The sequence below is a fragment of the Sphingobacterium olei genome, assembly GCF_005048855.1.
Lineage (GTDB): Bacteria > Bacteroidota > Bacteroidia > Sphingobacteriales > Sphingobacteriaceae > Sphingobacterium > Sphingobacterium olei.
In genome coordinates, this window is the sequence record NZ_SUME01000006.1 from 282,016 (window position 1) to 305,302 (window position 23,287).

At 40.0% G+C, this 23,287-nt stretch carries 14 protein-coding genes; 3 read left to right on the forward strand and 11 right to left on the reverse strand.

Features of this window, described 5'->3' with window-relative positions; genetic code table 11:
* Positions 1-49: 49 nt before the first annotated feature.
* The 3 genes from FAZ15_RS15930 to FAZ15_RS15940 all read right to left on the reverse strand — a co-directional run bounded on the left by FAZ15_RS15930 (position 50) and on the right by FAZ15_RS15940 (position 4,295).
* Complete coding sequence (locus tag FAZ15_RS15930; RefSeq protein WP_136902308.1) at positions 50-937, reverse strand: DUF6528 family protein; 888 nt, start codon at positions 935-937, stop codon at positions 50-52.
* 20 nt (positions 938-957) lie between these two features.
* Positions 958-2,172: a purple acid phosphatase family protein gene (locus FAZ15_RS15935; protein ID WP_136902309.1), complete on the reverse strand. Its 1,215-nt coding sequence runs from the start codon at positions 2,170-2,172 to the stop codon at positions 958-960.
* A 131-nt stretch (positions 2,173-2,303) separates the two neighbouring features.
* Entirely contained in the window at positions 2,304-4,295 is a 1,992-nt protein-coding gene (locus FAZ15_RS15940) for an FUSC family protein (protein ID WP_136902310.1), read from the reverse strand.
* 207 nt (positions 4,296-4,502) lie between these two features.
* Between FAZ15_RS15940 and FAZ15_RS15945 the strand changes: the two genes are divergently transcribed.
* Both FAZ15_RS15945 and FAZ15_RS15950 read left to right on the forward strand, forming a co-directional pair.
* Complete coding sequence (locus FAZ15_RS15945; protein ID WP_136902311.1) at positions 4,503-4,640, forward strand: 30S ribosomal protein THX; 138 nt, start codon at positions 4,503-4,505, stop codon at positions 4,638-4,640.
* Positions 4,641-5,060: 420 nt separating this feature from the next.
* Positions 5,061-6,509, forward strand: a complete 1,449-nt coding sequence (locus FAZ15_RS15950) for a glyceraldehyde-3-phosphate dehydrogenase (RefSeq protein ID WP_136902312.1) — start codon at positions 5,061-5,063, stop codon at positions 6,507-6,509.
* Between the two features lie 171 nt (positions 6,510-6,680).
* Here the strand turns inward: FAZ15_RS15950 and secDF are convergent, their stop codons facing one another.
* A complete protein-coding gene (secDF, locus tag FAZ15_RS15955) occupies positions 6,681-9,686 on the reverse strand; it encodes a protein translocase subunit SecDF (protein ID WP_136902313.1) in 3,006 nt (1,001 codons plus the stop codon).
* A gap of 237 nt (positions 9,687-9,923) precedes the next feature.
* The gene (locus tag FAZ15_RS15960; RefSeq protein ID WP_136902314.1) at positions 9,924-10,403 is read right to left on the reverse strand and encodes a hypothetical protein; all 480 of its coding nucleotides are present in this window, start codon (positions 10,401-10,403) and stop codon (positions 9,924-9,926) included.
* Positions 10,404-10,609: 206 nt separating this feature from the next.
* On the opposite strand from FAZ15_RS15960, the gene guaB reads away from it, so the two are divergent.
* A complete protein-coding gene (gene guaB / locus FAZ15_RS15965) occupies positions 10,610-12,085 on the forward strand; it encodes an IMP dehydrogenase (RefSeq protein WP_136902315.1) in 1,476 nt (491 codons plus the stop codon).
* A gap of 103 nt (positions 12,086-12,188) precedes the next feature.
* Here guaB and FAZ15_RS15970 read toward each other — a convergent pair whose 3' ends face one another.
* From FAZ15_RS15970 to FAZ15_RS15995, 6 genes are all read right to left on the reverse strand, one after another.
* The gene (locus FAZ15_RS15970; protein WP_136902316.1) at positions 12,189-13,532 is read right to left on the reverse strand and encodes a mechanosensitive ion channel family protein; all 1,344 of its coding nucleotides are present in this window, start codon (positions 13,530-13,532) and stop codon (positions 12,189-12,191) included.
* Positions 13,533-13,603: 71 nt separating this feature from the next.
* Positions 13,604-14,602, reverse strand: coding sequence for a beta-ketoacyl-ACP synthase III (locus tag FAZ15_RS15975; protein ID WP_136902317.1), 999 nt, complete (start codon positions 14,600-14,602; stop codon positions 13,604-13,606).
* A gap of 335 nt (positions 14,603-14,937) precedes the next feature.
* Positions 14,938-16,527, reverse strand: a complete 1,590-nt coding sequence (locus tag FAZ15_RS15980; protein WP_136902318.1) for an ATP-binding cassette domain-containing protein — start codon at positions 16,525-16,527, stop codon at positions 14,938-14,940.
* Between the two features lie 483 nt (positions 16,528-17,010).
* Complete coding sequence (locus FAZ15_RS15985) at positions 17,011-19,050, reverse strand: M48 family metallopeptidase (RefSeq protein ID WP_162304975.1); 2,040 nt, start codon at positions 19,048-19,050, stop codon at positions 17,011-17,013.
* A gap of 151 nt (positions 19,051-19,201) precedes the next feature.
* Positions 19,202-22,186: a sensor histidine kinase gene (locus FAZ15_RS15990; protein WP_136902320.1), complete on the reverse strand. Its 2,985-nt coding sequence runs from the start codon at positions 22,184-22,186 to the stop codon at positions 19,202-19,204.
* Positions 22,187-22,415: 229 nt separating this feature from the next.
* Entirely contained in the window at positions 22,416-23,045 is a 630-nt protein-coding gene (locus tag FAZ15_RS15995; protein WP_136902321.1) for a fibronectin type III domain-containing protein, read from the reverse strand.
* Between the last annotated feature and the right edge of the window lie 242 nt (positions 23,046-23,287).

Below are 23,287 nucleotides of genomic sequence, written 5' to 3' on the forward strand. Positions count from 1 at the left end.
TGTACGAGCTGTCCGACAAAGATATACAATACTTTTTTGTTGAAATCTCTTATTTTACCACTCTTACCTTATATATTTTAATATTCGGGATATGCAATCGCGCTTCGGGTTGAGTGGAATAGATATGATGTGTCCACCAGCTTTGCTCAGCTATCGTATAGACAAGCTTATCATTCTTTTGATCATAGTTTACGGACTTTATATTATGTTTTCCTGATAAAGGGCTGAAAATGTCAAACGTTTCCTTTTTGGTGTTGAATTTGAAGACATTATGGTGGGTAGATACGACAAAATTATCTGGATCGATCATAGATAAGTCGTGGCCCCCTTCGTCGGGCAATGCCCATTGTTTCACTAATTTAAGTGTTGGATTCGAACTTTTCCAATCACTTAATGCGTATGCTTTTAGCACGCTGTGACCGAGTACATACAATAGATCTTTTTTTTCATTCCATACAACCCCATGCCCGGAGTAAAGGGAGTCTTTGAAAATTACTTTTTCCGGAGTATTGATGTCGTATATTTCCAAACTATTGCCCGTTGGATGTGTCGAATTAGCGACAGCAATTCGATTTTGAGGCAGGACGTCTGCTGAGTGCGCCATTGGAGTCCGCCCATAAAATGTTACCTTTTTTGAGTCGATGTCCAGTAAAATCGTCGCTCCTCCGGAGGATGTAAGCAATAGTTTTTTATTTTGCAGGACGGGCTTACATTCGTCGAGTGTTGCCATCAATTTCTGGTATGCAACAGGTAAATCTGTAGCCTCCGCTACCCTCCACTGCCATACAATAAATGGGTTGGCTTCTGTTGATTTTGCAGGATCAATGATAATAACTTTGTCGTCACCGCAGGCTATGAGGTAATCTTTTTGAAGAATGTTGCTCCTTTGAGCAAATAGACTAGTAGGGAAGAGTAACAGAAAAATGATTATACGCATAACATAAGTGATTTAAAATATTATTTTCTTGATGCAACATAACGCCCAACTTCTTTTCCTGAATCATCAAGCATACTCACTTGGATCTCTTTTTTAGTCGCGTTGATTTTTGTTAATGTTCTTGACCCGTCTCGAGATCCTCCACCGATGATAATAGGATAATTATTGCTCGTTTTATCGGGGCTATGCACTTTATATTGATGTGTGTGACCGCTTAGTACCAAGTCTACCTTTCCTTTATTCAGTAGAGGTTCAAATAATTCGGTACAGTGTGTTGCTCCATGTGCATCGCCGGAGTAACGTGGAGGAATATGCATCATCACGATGCGAAAAGGTGCATTTTTAAATTCTTTTTTCTGTATTTCCTCTTCTAGCCACGCGGCCTGTTCGATACGATATTGGTCAAAATCGACAATATCTGCATATACGGGATGCGTGTCTTCCTTATCTTCACCTGTGTCAAGAATAACAAACCTAACGGGGCCTAGCGTAAATGATGTATATCCTACTTGATCAAAGTAACTCGAAAATTCCCGAGCAAATTTACCCCGGGTTTCATGATTGCCCCTTACGTATAAAAATGGGATGTTTTTTGCGAAATAATCGGTGCACGGTTGTAAAAAATGTTCGATAATCTGTTTTTCATCCGTTTGGTAATCAAATATATCCCCATTAAAAAAAACAAAATCCCGTTTGTTGCCCTTGTCCAGATCAAGTAGGTGTAGAATAGATTCGGGTCTGTCGTGGATATCATTCAGCATAACAAACGATACGTCCTCTTTGGATGTATTGAGGTTGGCAAAGCTTTCTGTATCGCCATAAATCGTCTCTCCATAAGTCACTTTGTAAGGTTGAAAGTTATTTATTTCTTTTGATGCTATTCTATAGTAATAGGTCACCCCGGGTTTTAGGTTGTTGATCTTCACACGATTTAAACGTCCGGCGGGTTTTAAACCCAGTTCACTTTTTCCAAAAGCCTTGTTCGTAAGACTATCGGGTGATTCGCCATATTCCACCCAGCTGGAGGCATCGTTATTGGTAATCCACAATATAGAAATACTATTTCCAAAATTTGTTTGCAGATATGGGCCTGTGATAATTTTAAAAGACTGTTCTTGGTTATCCAATGAAGCACTAATAGCTTTGGACGGATTTAGTAGCGCTAGTCCTCCTAACGCAATGCTGCTTTTTAGAAGAAAAGACCTTCTATTTTCCTTACTTAGGTTTTCTTTCATTTTGATCTATAGGGTTGTCTTCCATAAAGATAATGTTCCAAATAGATAGATTCCATCATGTAAAGAGAATTTTATAAAATCAATCGTTTGCATAATTTTTCAGTTGATGAAACGATTAAAGTTTTTGTAGATTATGGCGACTTCTGCAAAGAATTAGAGAAATCATCCAGTTGTGCTAACAGTTTACCTAGATCTATCGAACGGTCCTCGAGTTGTTGAGATTCCAGGTCAGATTCATTCTGTGGCATAATATGTATGGAAAGACCAACTATTAACGAATTAATCCGATATGCCAGCGCATGGAATTTGTTAACGTTCGACCAGTCTTTCTTTTTATTTCCGGGTTCCTTTTGCAATTGGTTAATGGCATCAGAAAAAGCTGCCAATGCTGTTTGTGCCTCTTTTCGGGCCAGGCGAACAGCATACATGTCGAAAGTCTGCACGTTTAGTTGCGCCGTGACAATTTGAAAATATGCCTTACTATCGCGTGCCACTGTTCCGGCTAAGTTCAGCATATCTTGATTTTGTCGTGTCGGGATAAAAAAGTAGCCAATTGCGGCCAATAGCGAACCTATCAACGTAAACACAATTCGACTACCTAAAATGTCATCGATGTTTCCGTCGTAACTGTTCAATGCAATTATAATGGCAGCGGTAATAAATATTACGCTGACAAGGTAGTGGGGCCTGTTAAATAAGAAAAAACCATATAGACAAATGGCTGCAATAAGGAGTAGGACAGCTACGTCAGATAGCATATATAATAGAAGTAAACCCAGTAAAATACCAGTCAGCGTGCCGATTATACGTTGATAGTTGCGTCTTTGTGTAGTCGCAAAACCCGGCCTAGCTACAATAGCGATGGTTAAAAGAATCCAGTAGGTGTATCTGTATTCAGGCAAGGCCAAGCCAACAAGTCCCCCTAAACCAAATAATACCGCTAACCGCAATGCAAATGAGAACACGGTAGAACGAAAGGTGAGTTGTTTTTTTACAGCTTTCCAACCTTTGGGAGGTAAGGATATGAAATGGTGATATTCGTTCTCCTTGACTATATTTCGACGGGCTATATCGGTGTTAAATGCTGTGCGGATCTGTTGGATAAAATCAAGAATGGATCGGATGTTACCAACCGTAGCATCTAAAATGGCCGCAGCTCGTCCATGCTGTCGATCTCCAATCGCAATAAGTCGGTGTAACTCGTCATCGATAGGTCTTTTATTTGGGTTGGTGTACGGATAATTCTTGTCATTTTTAGCAAGAGAATTTACCTCTTCCGCTAGTTGCATGATCAATTTCCGGATAGAGTCAAGTGCCCCTATTGGTGCTAAGGTATTGCGGATCGACTCGTAGTCGTGGTCTAGTGCCGTTAGCAGTTCATATAGATCGATTAATCCATATGCCTGATTGAGCCAAAACCTTCCGTCTTCAGCATTCATCAGTTTCTTTTCCCGGAGGAGTAGAAATCGAATCGCTTCCTGTTGTTCACTTACTTGTATATGGAGTCTGCCTAACTCTCTGTATGCTGTTTCTAATGGAATCTGCTCGTCGTAGCAGAGCGCTTTCGCACGAAGTAACGCCGACATACTCCGAAAACCATCGGACATCGCATGCCGTAATGAACGGTAGGGAGCGATGTAAACCTGGACGATACTCACCAGATAATACCACATCGTTCCTGCAGTGATCTCTAGGCTAAAAGAGATGGGGTTCGAAGGCCATAAGCCGATAATAAAACTGATTAGAACAAGCATCAACGTTCCGATGATTCCGACTCGCGAACCGAATATAGACAACATCGTACAGGCAAAAGCCGCTATGATAAGTAAGGGTAGGAGGAGCCAAGGTGAGGAAAGCGCGTAAGCTGTAGCAATCGACGATATAAAAAACAAGGGAATACACCATAGGACAGATTTCCATTTATCCCTGCGATTTCCCGGTAGATCAGTCAATGAGGACAACAGGGCACCTACACCTGCAGTGATTGCTATATCCAGATGACCGCAATAAAAGATCACTATACTCGGCACAATACTGGTTAAAACGTTGCGTAGGGCGTCGCCGCTGTTTTCTGCGGAAATAAACTGGAAAATACGTCGAAAAATAGATTTAAAATTCCACATCTTCCGCAAACTTAGATAACTTACTGTGTTTTCACAAGAATCTGCGTTGTTTTCTTCGTAACGAATCAAAAATTAGTCCAGCGTTGGAATCCTTCGAAAGACCATTTGTTATAGTGGTTGATTTAAAAAAGTAATACCAAACATTATGCTTTTTTTCGTGTTGTCAGATTATAATAGTTAATCTTTAATTTACAAAAACATAACATAATGGGAAAAGGTGATAAAAAGACAAGAAAGGGCAAAATAGTAATGGGTACGTATGGAAATAGTAGACCTGGAGCTAAAAATCCCAAATCAAAGAAAGAGGAAGTAAAAAAAGAAGAAGTACCTGCTAAAAAAGAGTAAGGATACGGTGAAGATTTCAAATCCTATTTTATGGAGTGCCATTTTCGGGTTTTGAAACTGTTCGCTGTTCAATACCTTAACGAGTTGTATCAAGCCCAACTGAACCTTGGTATCAGGTATGCCCTCAGATTGCACTACAGCCTCTACGGCCGCCGCGCAACGGGGGCATACCCTATTTATTGTGAGGTTCCCGTCCCATAGACACAAAGTGCTAAGAACCTGTTAGAAGTGATAAAAGAATGTTATCGCGACTTAGGAGGGATGTGAATTTTTTATAATTATAATATTTTATAATGTTTTTTATTAAAATAATAATTAAGAAGCTTGTTTTGGTTTTTTTATTGTTATTTTAATAATATTTTGGTTACTTGTTGAAATAAATATATATGTTTGCATCCGAATTATAAATTGTAATCTAAGATGTCGAATAACGCCGTTTTTGAACAGGAAATCAAAACATACACCACGAAACAAAATGCTGCGACCAAACTGATGGAAATGGTCAGCAATCTATGGTACAATCAAGCTGTCGAATTGGTTCTATTTCGGAGTCAACTTGTTGATTGCAGGGTCAGTCATATTTTGAATGTGCACAGCGCTTCACATGAACTTACCGAGCAAACTATCTCTATATTTGAATCCGTAAAAATCGCCGACGCGTTGACACAGTTACATCTTTGTCCCGCCCGGATAGATATCGGCAAGCTGGTTTTGCAGTTGCGCGAGAAATCGGTGAAGGACACCGAAATACAGCATTTTCTGATAGGAGAGTTACAACTCGCCAATACCCCCAAGTCTTTAGTACCTCGCGATGTAGTTTTATATGGTTTTGGTCGCATTGGGCGTTTATTGGCACGCGAGCTTATTACCAAAGCCGGAGCAGGTAAGCAGTTAAGGTTACGGGCGATTGTAACTCGGGATAATTTGGATACCGAGACATTGGAAAAAAGGGCAGCCTTGCTGCGTAATGATTCCATACATGGCCGGTTTGATGGAGAGGTGGAAGTCGATTCCTTAGGTAGTGCGTTGATCATCAATGGGATTACGGTACATATCATCTCAGCACAACAACCTGAGCATATTGATTATAGTGCATATGGCATTCAGGATGCTTTACTTATCGACAATACGGGTGCATTTAGGGACGAGAAGCAGCTATCAAGACATCTGACAGCCAACGGAATAGCGCAGGTGTTGCTGACCGCGCCGGGGAAGGGTATTCCGAACATTGTATTTGGTGTTAATGAGCATCTCGTCGATACGAGCGTACAGCACATTTTTTCGGCAGCTTCCTGTACGACAAATGCGATTGCACCGGTACTTCAATTGATAGAGAAGGAGCTAGGTGTTGTAAAAGGTCATATAGAAACCATTCATGCCTATACCAATGACCAGAATCTGGTCGATAATATGCATAAGAAATCAAGACGCGGCCGCGCGGCTGCCGTGAATATGGTGATAACAGAAACCGGCGCAGGTACAGCTGTTGCTAAATCCATTCCTTCTCTGGCGGGTAAACTAACCTCAAATGCGATCCGCGTACCCGTGCCCAATGGATCACTCGTTATTCTTAACCTGGAAATAGAAAGCAGGACCTCTACTGAACAAATCAACGGTTTATTGCGGAAAGCCTCTTTACACGGAAACCTAGTAGAACAGGTCAAGTATTCGAATAACCGAGAACTGGTGTCGTCGGACTGCATAGGTACTACCTTTTCGTCCATAATAGACGCACCAGCTACCATTGTTTCCAACGACGGTAAAAGTATTGTATTGTACATTTGGTACGATAATGAATATGGCTATATGCACCAGGTCATGCGATTAGCACGACATATAGCCGGAGTGAGACGGTATACATACTATTAAGTATAGCGGGCTGCCAACTCCAATTTTCAAAATGTAATACCGGTAGCCCGTTTTTTGTTCTTATATTTCCTCTATAATAGAATCTCAAAGGCAGAGCTACTAACACAATATATATCAAAACAAAAGGCTACCTTAAGAAGGTAGCCTTGTCAAACTAATATTTTAATCCGATTAAGGAGTCACTACTTTAGCTTTAGTTTCTGGAGCTGCTGTAAAATGCTTTTTACCACTTAAATCGTACACCGAAGGTGCCGCTAAGAAGATAGAAGAATAGGTTGCAACTATAATACCAGTCAAGATAGCGAAAGAGAAACCTCTAATCACCTCGCCACCAAATATAAATAAGATCACCAATACGAATATAATCGTTAGTGACGTAATCACAGTACGGCTTAGTGTCGTGTTGATTGCTTGGTTAATGGTATTGCCAAAGTCTTTACTCAGGGCACTAGGTCTATTGAGATCTTCCCTGATGCGGTCAAATACGACGACGGTATCATTGACAGAATAGGCCAATACCGTAAGTAGGGCAGCGACAAAATGTTGGTCGATATCTAACGAAAATGGTACGATCCCGTCTAGTAATGAGAATAATCCTAATATAATAATACCATCGTGTATAGTTGCTAAGGCAGCCCCGGCAGCGTACTGCCATTTATGGAAGCGAACCAATATATACGCCGCAATGATCAATATGGCAATAATACCAGACCACCATGCCCTATCTTTGATGTCGGTAGCAATGGACGGACCTACTTTTTGTGACGATAAAATTTCGTATTTGTTGCCTTCGATCTTCGATAGGCCTTCGTTTAATTTCGCCAATACCTCTTCGTCTGCTTCATCTGAAGTTTCATTGATGTGGTAAGTTGTCGTTACGCGAACTTGATTTGCACTACCAAATATTTTTACTTCAGTGGTTGAGTTAAATGTGTTGTCTAGATTTTTACGAACATCTTCTAGGTTTATCGGGTTCTCATAACTCACTGTAAACGTGCGTCCACCTTGAAAATCAACCCCAAGTGTAAATCCTTTTGTAAAAATAGATGCAATGCAGACAACAACTACCAGGGTTGAAACTACATAAAAAGTTTTACGTCTTTTGATAAATTGGTACTTTGCATTTTGAAGCGTATTTGCTGACCAAGGTAAAGAAACAGAAATTTTCATGTCTTTATCTAACATGTATTCAAAAATCAAACGCGAGATGAATATCGATGTAAATAGGGAAGTGATAATACCGATCATTAATGTAGTTGCAAATCCTAGGATGGGTCCGCTACCGAAAAAGAACAAGACCATACCGACTAAGAAAGTCGTAATCTGTGAATCAAGGATAGAGGGCAACGCATGTTTATAGCCATCGGCTATGGCTTGACGGATACTCTTGCCTAATCGCAGCTCTTCCCGTATACGTTCATAAATAAGTACATTGGCATCTACTGCCGTACCCATTGTTAACACGATACCTGCGATACCCGGTAATGTCAGTACTGCGTTAAGTGACGCTAGTACCCCCATTAAGAAAAATACGTTAAGTAAAACCGCAATATTTGCTGCAACACCTGCACGATTGTAATATGCAATCATAAAGATCATGACCACGACGATACCGATCAGAGCTGAATTAATACCAGAATCGATAGCTGCTTGACCGAGTGAAGGCCCAACAATAGCCTCCTCAACAATTTTAGCTGTCGTAGGTAAGCGGCCAGCTTTCAATACATTAGCCAAATCTTTTGTGTCTTCAATGGTGAAACTGCCCGAAATAGAGGAATTTCCGTTTGGAATTTCTTCATTTACAGAAGGGGCAGAATATACGACGCCATCTAATACGATAGCAATAGCTTCTTTACTCTGGGCAGCTTTTGCTGTAATTTTACGCCAATCGCGTGCTCCAATGGAGTTCATGCTCATGGATACTACAGGCGAGTTTGTCTGCGGATCAATCTCATCTCTTGCATTCGTAATCACTTCGCCTGTTAATACGGCTGGATTGTCGCCCGGGACTGGTCTGATAGCATAAAGAGACAAGGCATTGGGCGAACGTTGTTCAGGTTTTACCGCCCATAACAATTTGATGTTAGCAGGAATGATAGATTTCACTTCAGGTCTAGCCAAATAAGCATTTACTTTAGCGGTATCCTTTAGGTTCGCCATACCTACCATCGGGCCGTTTGACAATTGAGGCTGACCATTTTCTGCCGTGTAAACAGCTGGACTTAAAACGCTAAATAGCGGGTTTTCTGCGACTAGGTTTGCAGATATAGCTGAAGAGTCGCTACTTTCAGATTTGTTAGCGCCTAGATTTGCCAATAAGTTGTCTTCATTATTCGTCGAGTCAACAGCAGTAGAATCTCCTGTTGCCACAGTAGACGTACTAGGGGCTGCTTCCGTTGCTTTTAATGTTCCCGCTAATGTGCGGTTCACATTTTCGAGTAAAGGATATACCTGAAAGTTGTCATGTGTTTCGTAGAACTCTAGTTTCGCCGAACCTTGTAGTAATTTCCGCACCCGAGCCTCATCATTTACACCCGGTAACTCAATAAGGATACGGTTGGTACCTTGTTGGATTTGGATATTCGGTGAAGCAACACCAAACTTATCAATACGTGTACGTAATACTTTGTAGGAATTTTGAATGGCATTGTCCGATTCCTTTTGTAGGAAACTTCTAACATCGTTGTCAGAACTCGTAGCCTTTATTAAAGTCGAATTGTCTTTGGTCGCAAAAAAAGTGGCCAATGAAGTAGATGCGCCCGTTGCTTTGTATTCATCTATAAATAGATCTACAATAGATTTGTTTGCAGTTTTACTTTTTTGAATTGCACTTTGTAACGCTGTGTTGAATTTTTCGTCTTTTGTCTTGTTGGCTAGGTTACTGATCAACTCGTCTAATGCGATTTCCATCGTAACGTTCATTCCACCTTTAAGATCGAGACCCAACGCGAGCTCGTAAGCTTTACATTCCCTGTAGGTGTACTTCGCAATTCCTAAGTTAAATACGGTTTCACTAGCTATAGAATCCAAATAGGCTTTTTCCTTAGCCATATCGCCGCCTGCATATGATGCAGCATCACGCTCTACTTTACGTGTCACAAATGTGAATGATAGGGAATAGAGGCATGCTAACGACACCACTATCACCAAAAATTTAATCAGCCCTTTACTCTGCATTTTTGTATTCGTGTATTAGTTTGATATTTTATGTTTTTTAATTGTTTTAGCTGATAAAATATAATTTACCAAGAACCGCAAAGGTATAAAAATTTTACATAATGAAAACTAAAATAACAGATATCTGTTTAAAAAATCGCAGATGGGTAGAGCTTGATTTGCTAGGTGGCAAATTCGTTGAGGAATAGATGGATAAATTCGTGAATTCGCAGATAGTCGAATTCACGAATTTACAAATTATTTTAGGGTAAATTTAAAGCCTAATGTAAATCTAGCCGGTTCAAAGTCCGACTCGTGAGAAAGGTTCCACCAAGGTTTCCAATCAAAATGAAAAGCCAAAGGAGCTGTTGGGATTTTATATTCTAGACCTGCCGCCGGACGGATGGCAAAATGAGCATGATCATCGTCGCCCCAGTGATCAACAAAAGCGATCTGCGGACCGACGCCTACATACCATCCTAAACCATTCGTTCCGCGAAACGGTTGGTTGTAGGAATAGTCCGCTCCGATTATGGTTACATGGTCTCCAAATAATACCTGTGCATTTCCGGCGTTCGTACCGTCGAACGAATGCTTGATCTGAGGGCCAAATAAGGTAGCACCGTCGCCAAGGTCGATAGCCACTCCCAAAGCTGTCTTATAAGCCTGTGCATTTGCCTCATGAGTCGCTATAGTCAGCGCTGAAGCTACAAAAAAGGATAGGATTACTTTCTTCATCTGTATAAATTTATTGTTATTAATCGTTTTTCTTTACAGTGACTGATGCAAAGAGCTTGCCAAAGTAAAAAAGTCCGCCTATTATCCCGTGTATTCGGTGTTTATAATCGGATTGTCATTTCTCTGGAAATGAAAGTTTTTATTTGATAGAGATGTTTTTTTTTGTAATTTTGCCTGGCAAATAGAAAACCCAGAACGTATTTGCCATGCAATTAGATCCACAAAAATTCGTAGCTGAAGGACTTACATATGACGATGTCTTATTGATCCCAGCATATTCAGAGATTCTACCAAGAGATGTAGATACAAGTACATACCTCACAAAAAAGATTAAGCTCAATATACCTTTGGTATCGGCTGCTATGGACACCGTTACGGAGTCTGATTTGGCCATTGCTATTGCACAGGCTGGCGGAATAGGGATGTTGCATAAGAATATGACTATTGATCAACAGGCAGCAGAAGTACGTAAAGTAAAACGTTCCGAGAGCGGGATGATTCAGGATCCGGTTACCTTGTTGAAAAATGCCACTGTGGGTGATGCCTTTGCTATTATGCGGGAACATAAGATCGGCGGTATTCCTGTGATCGACCAAGATGGAAGATTGGTCGGAATTGTAACCAATAGGGATCTTCGTTTCCAGAAAGACATGACAAGACCTATAAATGAACTCATGACCAAGGATAATCTTGTCGTTGCTCCTGAAGGTACGGATCTGGTTCAAGCGGAGGAAATACTTCAGAATTATAAAATTGAAAAACTTCCTGTGGTTGATGCAAATTATATTCTAAAAGGCTTAATTACTTTTAAAGATATTCAGAAATATAAACACTATCCAAATGCGGCTAAGGATGGGCATGGTCGATTATTAGTCGGTGCGGCAGTTGGTGTTACGCCTGATACTGTGGAACGCGTAGATGCATTGGTAAAAGCGGGGGTAGACGTTGTGACAATTGACACGGCACATGGTCATTCGTTGGGCGTTATCAATAAACTGAAAGAAGTAAAATCAAAATATCCCGAATTGCAGGTGATCGTTGGTAATATTGCTACAGGTGCAGCTGCTAGAGCACTGGCTGAGGCCGGAGCGGATGGCGTCAAAGTCGGTATTGGTCCGGGATCTATCTGTACCACACGTATCATAGCAGGTGTAGGTGTGCCCCAGTTGTATGCAGTATATGAAGTCGCGAAAGCTTTAAAAGGTACAGGTGTTCCGCTTATTGCAGATGGTGGTATCAAACAAACTGGTGATATCGCAAAAGCAATCGCCGCAGGAGCGGATACCATCATGGCGGGCTCTCTTTTCGCTGGGGTAGAAGAGGCTCCAGGTGAAACCATCTTATTGGAAGGACGTAAATTTAAATCTTACCGTGGTATGGGGTCGGTAGAAGCAATGGAAAAAGGGTCTAAGGATCGTTATTTCCAAGATGTGGAAGAGGATATCAAGAAGTTAGTGCCTGAAGGTATTGTAGGTCGCGTGCCGTATAAGGGTACATTGGCTGAAGTGGTATACCAATATATCGGCGGACTACGTGCGTCCATGGGATACTGTGGCGCTGCTTCCATACCAAAACTTCAGGAAGCGCAGTTTGTACGTATTACGGGAGCTGGTTTACGAGAATCACACCCACATAATATACAGATTACCAAAGAGGCTCCCAATTACAATAGCAGAGGCTAGAGTATCCGTTATGAAAAACGCCAAATGGAGGCCGTCTACTACGTTGTGCAATAGCTAATGTAGTAGAAGGCCTCCATTTTTTATGAGAAATATGTATTTTCTTTTAGTTTGCTTCGTTTGAAAACAAACACGAAGAGTTTATAACTAATGATTTTTCGTTGAGTAGCTGTCGCAAGTCATCCGATGCAGGTAACTCAAACACTTCAAGATTAAAATACTTTATGGCAGCAAATAGGTGGTCGAAAATATCCGACATCGTGTCTTCAAAAAATGCCCATTGCGTCCCGTTGGTGAACATGTATAGCTCTAAAGGGAGTCCATGCTCATTAGGTGCTAATTGCCTAACCATTAGCGTTAAGCCTTTGTGGATGTCCGGGTTGTTCTGCGCGTAGGTCTTGATATATATACGGAACAATCCAATATTCGTCATTCTCCTCCCATTAACAAGAATGTTTTGATCAACATGGTTGTTTTTATTGTATTCCGCAATTTCCTTTTCCCTTTGTGCAATATATGGAGCTAGTAGCGCGATCTTTTTAAGTTCTTCAATCTCTTCCTTTTGGAGATAACGGATCGATGAAATTTTAATGTGGATTGATCTTTTGATCCTCCGTCCACCAGTTTCCTGCATGCCTCTGTAATTTTTGAAGGAGTCACTTAACAAGGTACAGGTTGGAATAGTAACAATAGTTTTGTCCCAGTTCTGCACACGTACGTTATTAAGGTTTATCTGCAGGATATCGCCGTCGACACCGTATTTAGGCATTTCTATCCAGTCACCCACACGTACGGAATCATTTGCAGAAACTTGGATACTGGCCACGAATCCAAGTATGGTATCTTTAAAGACTAACATCAAGATCGCTGATGCGGCTCCGAGTGAAACTAGAAAAGACCACGGAGAGCTCCCCGTTAAGACGGAAACGATAAGCGTGCCGACAACAAAAATCAGAAATATCTGTAAAACCTGAAGGTAGCTGTCAACAGGTTTTTCTACGAATGCTTTCGACGATCGTAGGATGTCCCTTCCAGTTTTTAAAAGACCGTTTATAACACCATAAGTCACGAAAATCATCAACACACTCAACAGTTTAACAAGAATGGACGTGAAAGACGGAAACCCGACGAAGATATAGGGAAAAAATTGTTGAGAAATAACGATAAGAATGAAACGGCTCAAATGAACTTGAACCCTATTTTTAAGGAGGTAATTATCCCAGTTTGTCTTCGTTTTATTGATTAATCCAGTTAAGATTGAATTGAAAAAGAATTGAATGATGTAATGGATGATCAACAATAAAATGAAAGCAGAAATAAGGAGTCCTGCCGAAGTGAAAATGTGGGCGGATCTATCCTGAAAACCCACCGCTTCTACAAGGTTAAATGCCCATTGGTAAATTGAACTGGTTGTTGTTTCGCTGATGTTAATGATGTTTGATTTTTCCATATTAACAAGCAAATTTACATAAAAACAGGTTTATAAGCAACGTTGCAGAGGGGTATTTCTGCAATGATAAGTTATATCATCCATCTAAATAAGCTCGCTCCCCAAGAAAATCCGGCCCCAAATGCGGTTAGCATGACCAAATCTCCTGTTCTTATCTCTTTGAGGTTTTGCCAGATACAAAGCGGTATTGTTGCTGCAATCGTGTTTCCTATATATTCGATGTTGCTCAATGCCCTTCCGTCTGGAATATTCAAGTTACGACCTACTGCATCAATAATACGTTGGTTTGCTTGATGGGGGACTAACCAATTTACATCATTAATATCAAAATTATTCCGTTGTAAGATATTTGTACAGGCGTCTGTCATTGATTGTACAGCATGTTTAAAAACTGTTCTCCCGTCTTGCTTTAAAAATCGCTTTTCATTTGTGATATCGGTCGAATCGATCGGGTACAGCGAACCTCCAGCTTCTATATTCAAAAATTCGCGCCCTTCGCCATTGCTACATAGATAGGCATCTAATATCCCTCCGTCGTAAGAAGGTTCTAGCCAGACGACACCTGCGCCGTCGCCAAAAAGGATGTTTGTAGAACGATCTTTCAGGTCAACATAGGTGCTGATATTATCAGCTCCCACAACTAGTACATTTCGATAGCGACGGGTTTCGACAAGTGAAGCCCCCAGGTCTAACGCATATAGGAAACCGGAACATGCAGCATTTACATCAAACGCCCACACCGATTTGATTCCCAATTTTTGAGCAACTATATTTGCGGTCGCCGGCATAGGCATATCGGGGGTAGATGTAGCAACGATTAAAGCGTCTACATGATCTAAATTTTTATTATATTGTTGTGCTAAGTCCCGAATCGCCTGTACAGCCATATCCGAAGTGGCTAAGTTTTCCGATAGTATTCGTCGCTCCTTTATTCCAGTGCGTTTGATGATCCATTCGTCAGATGTATCGCAGTGCTGTTCTAATTCTTTGTTCAATCTTTTGTTTGGAGGAATATAACCTCCCACGGCCGTTATAGCAGCGTAGAGTTTGTCTGTTGTAGCAGAATTCATATTGATGTATCAGCGTTACCTTTTTATCTATTATAGGTTTCTAACGAGATGCCATTGAAATAAAATACGTAATATCTCCCGGATCATCTCAAAAAGTTGTAAAACTACAGCTATTTACGACAGATCCCCTCCAAAAGTTCGTTTTTGACAATATAATTACTTTAACATGATAATTTAGCTGTTTTTATCCTAAAAATGAATTAAATAAACAATTACTTTGGCTTTTATTGAAATTTAATTTTAACAAAAGTCTGTTTTGTAAAATTTTATTCCGAAGTGTTTATACTGGATGCCTTAATGGTTTAATGCCTTCATCGTATTCCGTCGAGGATTGGTTAATCTAATACCAGATCCCGTTCTATGTTAATTTGTTCTCTAAAGATCGCATCATGCGAGACCACAATTAATGTTCCGTGATAGGCATTGACTGCAGCTGTAAGTATCTCGATATTCTGAATATCTAAATTATTAGTCGGTTCATCGAGGATAAGGATATCCGGAGATTTGTGGTCGAGTGTTAAACAGCATAATATCAGCCTCATTTTTTCTCCACCGCTCAGGATCGAACAGTTTTTGTTCCAGGTATCTTTGTCAAACAAAAAACGACTTAATCGAATTTTTACTTCATGTTCGAGTAGGGCAGAAGTGTTGTATTGCTGTGCCTGCTCGTAAACGGACAGCTTAGATTGTAGTAAGGAATAATCTTGATCGATGTAAACGGACTTGTTGTCTGCACGAGATAATATACCTGATGTCGGGTTAAGGTTATTCAACAGCATATTTATCAGGGTTGTCTTGCCTGAACCATTGGCTCCAGATAGACTGATACGTTCGCCGCTTACAAGCCGAAAGGAGAGCGGAGAATGCCAGATAGACCCCTTACCGTAATCAAAATTAATTTTCGTGGCCTCAAATAAAATTTTTCCCTTATGTAAATTAGATGAGCTGAAATTGAATTTCATTTTATCTATATCGGACTGTTCTGCCCGAAGGTTAAACAGTTCCTGTGAGATCCCGTTTATTTTTCCGGTATGAATACCTTTTATCTTCGATGTACTCCGCTCCGCATTGTTTTTAAGGGTATTCATTACAATTGTCGGCAGACCTGCTTTTTCTTGTTTCTTTTTACCCCGTGCATCGAGCTTTTGCTGTCTCTCCAATGTTTCGCGTTCTTTTTCCTTTGCTTTCTTTAGCGATTTTTCATGACTTTTGATGTCATGTTGGAGTGCCTCCTGCTCGGATTTCTTTTGTGCGGCGTAGAATTCATAGTTGCCACCGTAGGTAGCGATGTTATTGCGGTTCAGCTCATGGATTTTGTCTAACAAATTTAGCAGCCTTCGATCGTGACTTACGGTAAGCATTGTAGCGGTCTGTTCCGCTATGAAATCGTAAAGCAGCTTCCGGCCATTTTCATCGAGGTGGTTGCTTGGTTCGTCCATAACAATGAATTTAGGCCGATGTATACCTATACCCGCTAGGAAAACCTTCGTTTTTTGTCCTCCACTTAGATCGGCTAACGAATCTGATAAGGTGACATCATCAAGTTGCCAAAACCGAAGCGCATCCTGGCAACGGTCTTCAATCGTCCAGTCGTCATCCAGGATGGATAAATTCTCGTCTGTTGCATCGCCATCTAAAATAGCGTAAAATGCCCGAAGCTTATCCGCTACTTGTAGCGCTTCGCCGACCGTTAGGTGGTTAAACTGTCCAAAGATTTGTGGAATATAGTATGCGGGATCTGATTTAAATACCGTACCTGCGGTAACTTCCAGTTCGCCAGCGATTATTCGCAATAAGGTAGACTTACCAACACCATTGTTTCCAATTAGTGCGATTTTTTCGTGATCGTTCACGGAGAGATCGATGTTTTCAAACAACAGATCTTTATTCGGATGTATATAGGAAATGTTTTGTAAAATAAGCATATTGTTTCTTTCAGCGGTAAATAAAAATACAGCTCAACGATGTCAGGGGTGTCGTTTTATGTCTGATATATAATTTGAAAGAAATCTGCTCTTACATACAAGAAGGGTCTGATGGGACAAAATTACCTAATTTCTTGTTTAATTGCAACACCTGTGAAAATGTGACTTGATTTGTATTTTGTAAATCCAGCTGAAGCATAAAAGTACAGTATAATCAATGCATTATCCTTACAATTACTCAAGATGTCGCCTCAGCCATTTGCCAATTGCATGAAGAGGCACTAGCCAATGTGGCAAATGGGTACAGCGACGACTTTAAGAATAAATGTTTGTTTTCAATGGAATTCTTGAGCCCCACTTCGTTCCGGTTTTCCTTCTTTTTTTTATTAAAAAAAGAAATCGCCCTCACCTCGGCGACAGAGGGGCATAAAAATTAATCCTTCGTTTTTTTTGTCAAAAAAATGATTTACCTCATCGTCACCCTTATAATAATGCTTTCTGAAATTTTAATATCTCTTGTTTTTTAAGAAAATACTGTCTTACGATCAGTTGTTGATAATGATTAATGGCGGAGAACAGAACGGTAAGATTGTCGTCGTCGTACGTGTCGACATCAAAATAATGAAGTGTATTTCCAGTATAGGTTTGCAGGGTGTTTTTAATACTTTCATCCAGTTTGTCCGTTACCAACGGTGTTTGTAAGAGTAGTGAAAGTTCATTTTTCAATTTTGGTTCTAGCTTTTTCACGTCTTCTAAATGGGTTGTGATCTCATCAAAAGGAGTAACCTGAAAAATAAAACTTGTGGTTTCTATCAATGTGTTATGGAATTTGATTTTTTCGTCATATTGTTGGTCAATTTTCACAAATTGAGCATATAGTCTATATAATTCTTCTTCTTTATTTTGTGCCCGGGCCAGCGTATAAAAGTATCGGAAAACCGCTATGTTATTTGTTTTGATCTCCATTTCCTTTTCGGCGATCTCCTTCTCGATTTGTTGTAACACAAAATGTGTCTCTTGTACAGGATGTTTGACACTGGCGTAATCAAACGTCTTTATTTTAATCTCGCCGTTTTGTATTGCAATAAGTGCTTCCTTGTCGTTTTTAAGCGCGGCTAATTCGTATATCGATTCGATCTTTTCGTCGCTGAATAATTCCTGAACATCGATTTCAACAATTGACTTATCGACTAAGGCCAGGTTTTCGATTATAGGATTGTTACTGTCATAAAAACCATTGTATAAATCGTCGAATGCATTCTGCTCAAAATCAGCAATAAACTCCTCCGTGAATTTTTCCGGATTCAATTCGTTTGGTACCTCAGTATATTGTATATGGGCAAATAATGCATTCGAAATGTGCTTAGCTATCGCACCGTTGTCTTCGAAGAGTGCGATCGCCGGAGAATCATCGGTGTTGGCTTTGATGATATTTAACGCGTTGAGCGCATTGATCCGGTCTTCGTCGGAAGGATGTGAGGCCCATTGATTTTCGATGTTTAGTTTAGATTTATTGTATTTTTTGATTTGTTCCAATTCGATGACGGGAAATGCACCACGAACAGGGTATTTGTTCTTTTTCGCCAAAAATTGCATCACAAGCTGTTGTTCGGTGTATAAATTGGGACTTTTAACATTTAGTTTCACCCGATCGTCATAGAAATTTAGCACATTTTCCAACGCAAAATTAGAAAAGCTTAACCGTAGTAACGACTCGGATAATGCTTTGGATCCTGCTACATTTGCCGCAATCTCATCGGCATGAAACTCCATTTCCCTTGAGAGCGCCATGTAATTGATATTGATGTAGGAATAGAGCTGCTGAAGTATTTTTTGGATGCCTTTGATAATGAACGCTGATATACCAATGAAGATCATGGCATAACCATTTATGGATGCCCATTTCTCATTCATTTTGTTTAACGATTCATTTTTGTACAGCATATTGTAAATGATCTGATTGACATTATAAACGTAGCTACCTACTTTCATACTCTTTTGAGAGAAGTGCCCGAATTCATGTGCGAGAATAGCTTTTAACTCTTGATGCGTTACCGAATTTACCAGTCCCATTCCGATCTGAAGATTTTTGCGGATTGGCAAAAACATGCTCCAAAAATTGGAATCGTAAAATACGGACGCATTTACATCGTGCGACAAATACACTTTCTTCGGGAATTTGGTATCTACCTCCTCAACAATTTCAGCAATCAGTGCGAATAGCCGTGGCTCATCGCTCGCTTTGATTTCAGTGAGATGGCTTAAGTCGGTTTTAGAAGAAGCAAAAATAAACTTGATCAGGTAAATGAGTACGGTAAATGCCGAAGCAATTAAAGCTAGGCCTAAACCAAGAGTAGGTATAGAAGGGGCAGCAGCAATGACTGTAATGCCCGCATAGATACAGGCTGCGGTAAGACCTATACTAAGAATAAATAACAAAAGATAAGTGAAGGCAAAGACGAGAATGGAAAAAATAGTTTTTTTCGCTTCTTTCTTAAAACTAGGAGAGGTCTGGACGTCCATAATGAAGATTAAATACGGAATTGAAATTAAAAAAAATAATTGATTCCTCATAATGTTCTGCGGAAACTTAGGGGAAACCCTAACGTATTGAGGGGCCAATTATGAATCCTTTAATATAATCCCGAGTCCAGTCAACTGGGAGAGATGAAAATTATCCGCGCCTTTCGAGTTTTATGGTGATGGTAACCCGAGTTCCTTTTGGGTTATGGTTGTCATCGTATAAATCTTCTATGACGACTTTATTCTGCGGATTGGCCAAATTTAATCTATCACATGTAATCTGAATGCCGTATGATTTATGCCTTGTACCTTTCTGTTTAAGCAGTTCGGCGCTTTTTTTTCGTCCTATGCCATCATCGTTTACTATTATCTCCAATGTACTCTCATCTAGAAGGTTGAAATCGATCTCAATTTTTCCGTGTCCGCTTTTGCAAAGAATACCATGCCAAAGTGCGTTCTCTGCAAAAGGCTGTATAAGCGTGGGTGGAATATACAGGCTATCTGGGTCAATTTCTTCTGAAATGACGATTTTATAATCAAAAATATGGTCAAGTCGAGCAGACTCCAGTTGTAGGTATAGTTTCAACGTTTGAATTTCTTTTGTTAGCGGTATGAGTTGCTGCCTTGAGTTCTCGAGTATATTCCGCATTAATTTAGAAAAAGAAATCAGATATTTACTTGCATCAGCTGTTTGATTATGAACAATGTAGCTGTTTATTGAATTAAGTGTGTTAAACATAAAATGCGGGTTCATCTGTGCCCTCAATGCTTGCATCTCACTGTCTTTAATCTTTCGTTTGTATAGATCTTCGCTACGCTGTTTATTTAGGATATATCGATGAATACCAAGTACTGTGGCACATACGACAACTGCTAGTATAATATAGAATGGCAAAGATTTGGTAAAGGGTGGCTGCGCAATCAGATGAATATCTAGTGTTTTTTGTTGCGTATTACCGAGATTATCATAACATACTACAGTCAGTTGGTAGTCACCGGGGGAAAGGTTGTTAAACGAAATCTCGGGATTATGTCCAATTTCTGTCCATTCGTGGTTGCTATTCAATCGATATTTGTAGTTTACCTTTCCGATATCAAGATAAGCTAGACTACTGAAATACAGGGTTATATTGTTTTCTGTTTTATGGAGTGTGATCTCGCTGTTGTCTATGAATCGCAAGTCGCCGTTGACCATGATCTGGGATAATTCCATTCGATTGATCAAGGAAGATTGGAGTAACTCTTCCTGAGAGGCCAAAATCAATCCTTCCTGTATACCCAATGCTAGTTTTCCATTTCGTAGTTGAAGATAGCCATGCGTTAGATCATTGACCGGTAAACCGTCGATAGTCGTTATCCTCGCGACCTGATCCTTTCCCCTTAAATAAACATGTAAGCCTTCCTCTGTGGCAAAAAATACATTGTTATTCTTATCCTCAGAAATACCTACAATATGACTGCCTGTAATGTTATATTGGAATGGATCCACCTGCTTTGTGATTTTGCCCTTATAATCCACTTGGTTCCATCCACCAAATGCCGAAAAATACAGCGCTCCTTTTTTACCGATCCCGATACGGTTATAGTAATCACCAACAAACTTTCCATGTTCTGGGTTGATGTGCTTTTCTGAAATTTCAATAAATTTCTGCAGTTTAGTATCAAAGTAAGCGATCCCATAAGCCTTGGGCATCCATCCTACCAACCAAATAACGCCGTCATTGTCGACCGCAATATCATTCCAGATATTTCCATTCCAAAATTCCGCATCATTGGTAAAAGAAGTGTTTATGAGGTTTAGCGATTTCCAGTCGTAACGACCTATTTTACCTTTAGAGAATAAAACCCATAGTTCGTTTTGTGGTGTAATGAGCGTTTTTACAATTTTTTTATCTATGGTGTTGTTTTGAAGATCGATAGGGATAGGAATTAATTTATTGTCTCTGAACCAGAAAATGCCATCATTCGCATTGACGACGACCATATTTTCAATTAAACTGAGACCATGAATCTTTCGGTTTTCGTTATTGGTATAGACTTTTTTAAATTTTTCCCGTTCAAGTACCCATATTTCACCCATTTCATTAAGTGTATATACGGCATCGCCACGTTCAACCAAGGATATAAAAGTGTTTGGCTTTTCAGTTTTCTGATCTGTGAAATATAGTTCCAACCCGCTATGAGGCGATATAAGTTGTTGTACACCGTGGTCCGTAGCGATCCAACTGATATTCGTCTCCTCATCGTGGTTTACATGCCGGATTCTTTTATCCGTTGAAAACATGAGTTCTGTCGTAAAGTTTTTAGGATCAATAGTCCATATGTTTTTATTCGAATGTATAAAAATGGTGCGCTCAGTTTTAGAAAATCCTACGATAGGTTGGTCACTGGGTGTTTTTATAGTGGTCAATATAGTCGCAGTAGCTAAATCCCATAAAATAATTTCATTAGACGCTGTGGAATAGGCAAGTGTATGTGTATCTATTTGAAAGGCGGAAATGATGCGAGCATCGGCTAATTTTGGATGGAAATGTTTTTTAATGTTATTTGTTTTTTCGTCCCATATAAACCAACCCATAGGTGTAGCGATCCAAATTTCATTCGCGGCGATTTCAAAAAACCGGATGTTATCATATAGTTCTGTTTGTTTTGGAAAGAGTAAAAAAGAGCTTACTTCTTTTTGAGTATTGATGTATTTAATGTGGTTAAAATCGTTACACCAAATCCTTTTTTTTTGGTCTACATAAATTGAATTAAAATGATCATTGTTTGGGTCTGCATCCGAGTAGTCTTTAGCGGTGATCATTTCGGCCTGTGTGGTAAAGGTGCTGATGTCTAGACGTTTTAGACCTTCCCGATCTTCAAAATATAAGATATCTTCTGTAAAAGAATAGGCATTTATATCATTATTGAGATGTGTAAATGTTAAGAATCGATAACCGTCAAAAACAGAAATACCCTTTCCTGTCACCAAATAAAGAAATTTTTTGGCGTTGAAATATGTTCCCATTACTTTATCCGAAGGGAGGCCATCAAAGTAAGTGTACTCTTTTACTCTAAATGGTGTTTGCGCATCTACGACAGCAAACGGGTAAAGTAACGACAACCAAAGAATAGCGGATATATGGACCTTCATTATATATGCTTTTACACAAATCTATACTTATTTATTCAAGTTGCATAAAGCTGTCAAAATGTTGTACCTTTTACTATTCGGTATTTATCAAGTCGTAAGCCCTCCCGTAGTCTATTCCCATTACAACAGGAGCGCTGTCGTCAATACCTTTTTGTAGCGTCAGACCTTACCCGCCCTTGCGTGTTATCTAAAGACGTTGTCGATATCGGCAGGGGCATTTATTTCCTGATCACCGCACCATCAGCATAACTACCATCGACCAATCACTGACTCCGTGTTTGTTTTTTGCACGTACTTTAAAATATACATATCTGCCGGGCTCAAAGCCTCCGGCATAGCTTCGGAAAGAGCGGCTAGTAGTCTGTATGTCTTCCCAGATTGGATTTTCTTTTTTATCTAGTGCCGAAGCAAAGCAGTAATCGTATAACATATCGCGACCTACAGGTTTAAAGCCAAAAGCCACTTCACCACTTACCCGACCATCCAGAAGGTACGGCCCTTCAGGTGTGGATGGATGATGTCCTTTGCGCTTTTTGTCCAGGACGGGAAAGCCGGAACTGTATAGCTTGACCAGGTCACCGTCACTGACTAGGTTGATATAGAAAGCCAACTGCTGTAACTGTGTGGCCAATCTGCGTTTACTTTCCCGTCTAGCGGAGATATAACGGAGACCGCCGCCTTTTGCCTGCAACACGTTGTCGTAATATTCGGCATAAGATGCTTCCAACTCTGCCAAAGAAGGCGTTGGTTCCGTGAAATAGGGGGAGTCTTTCAGGCATTTGATAATCCGTGATGCAGCGACAACTAACGCATCGTCCGCATAACGGATAAATCCAGCTTTTGCTCTTATATACTTCATACGGTTACCTGTTGCGATTTAGTAAATTCATATATGTTACGGTGTTCTAAAGAAATAAAATGCTGAAAAGCATATCGTAAATATAATAAATGTAATTGGTAAGGCCCGTAGTGTTATTAATCAATCGGCAGAAGAAAGTCAGCCTCTTCTATCGCATGTGCTCTTGAGAACCATTTATAGGATGTTGTTGTGCTGAAGTTTATTTCGAAGTTTACGGGGTTTATCTAGGACGGTCGTTCGTA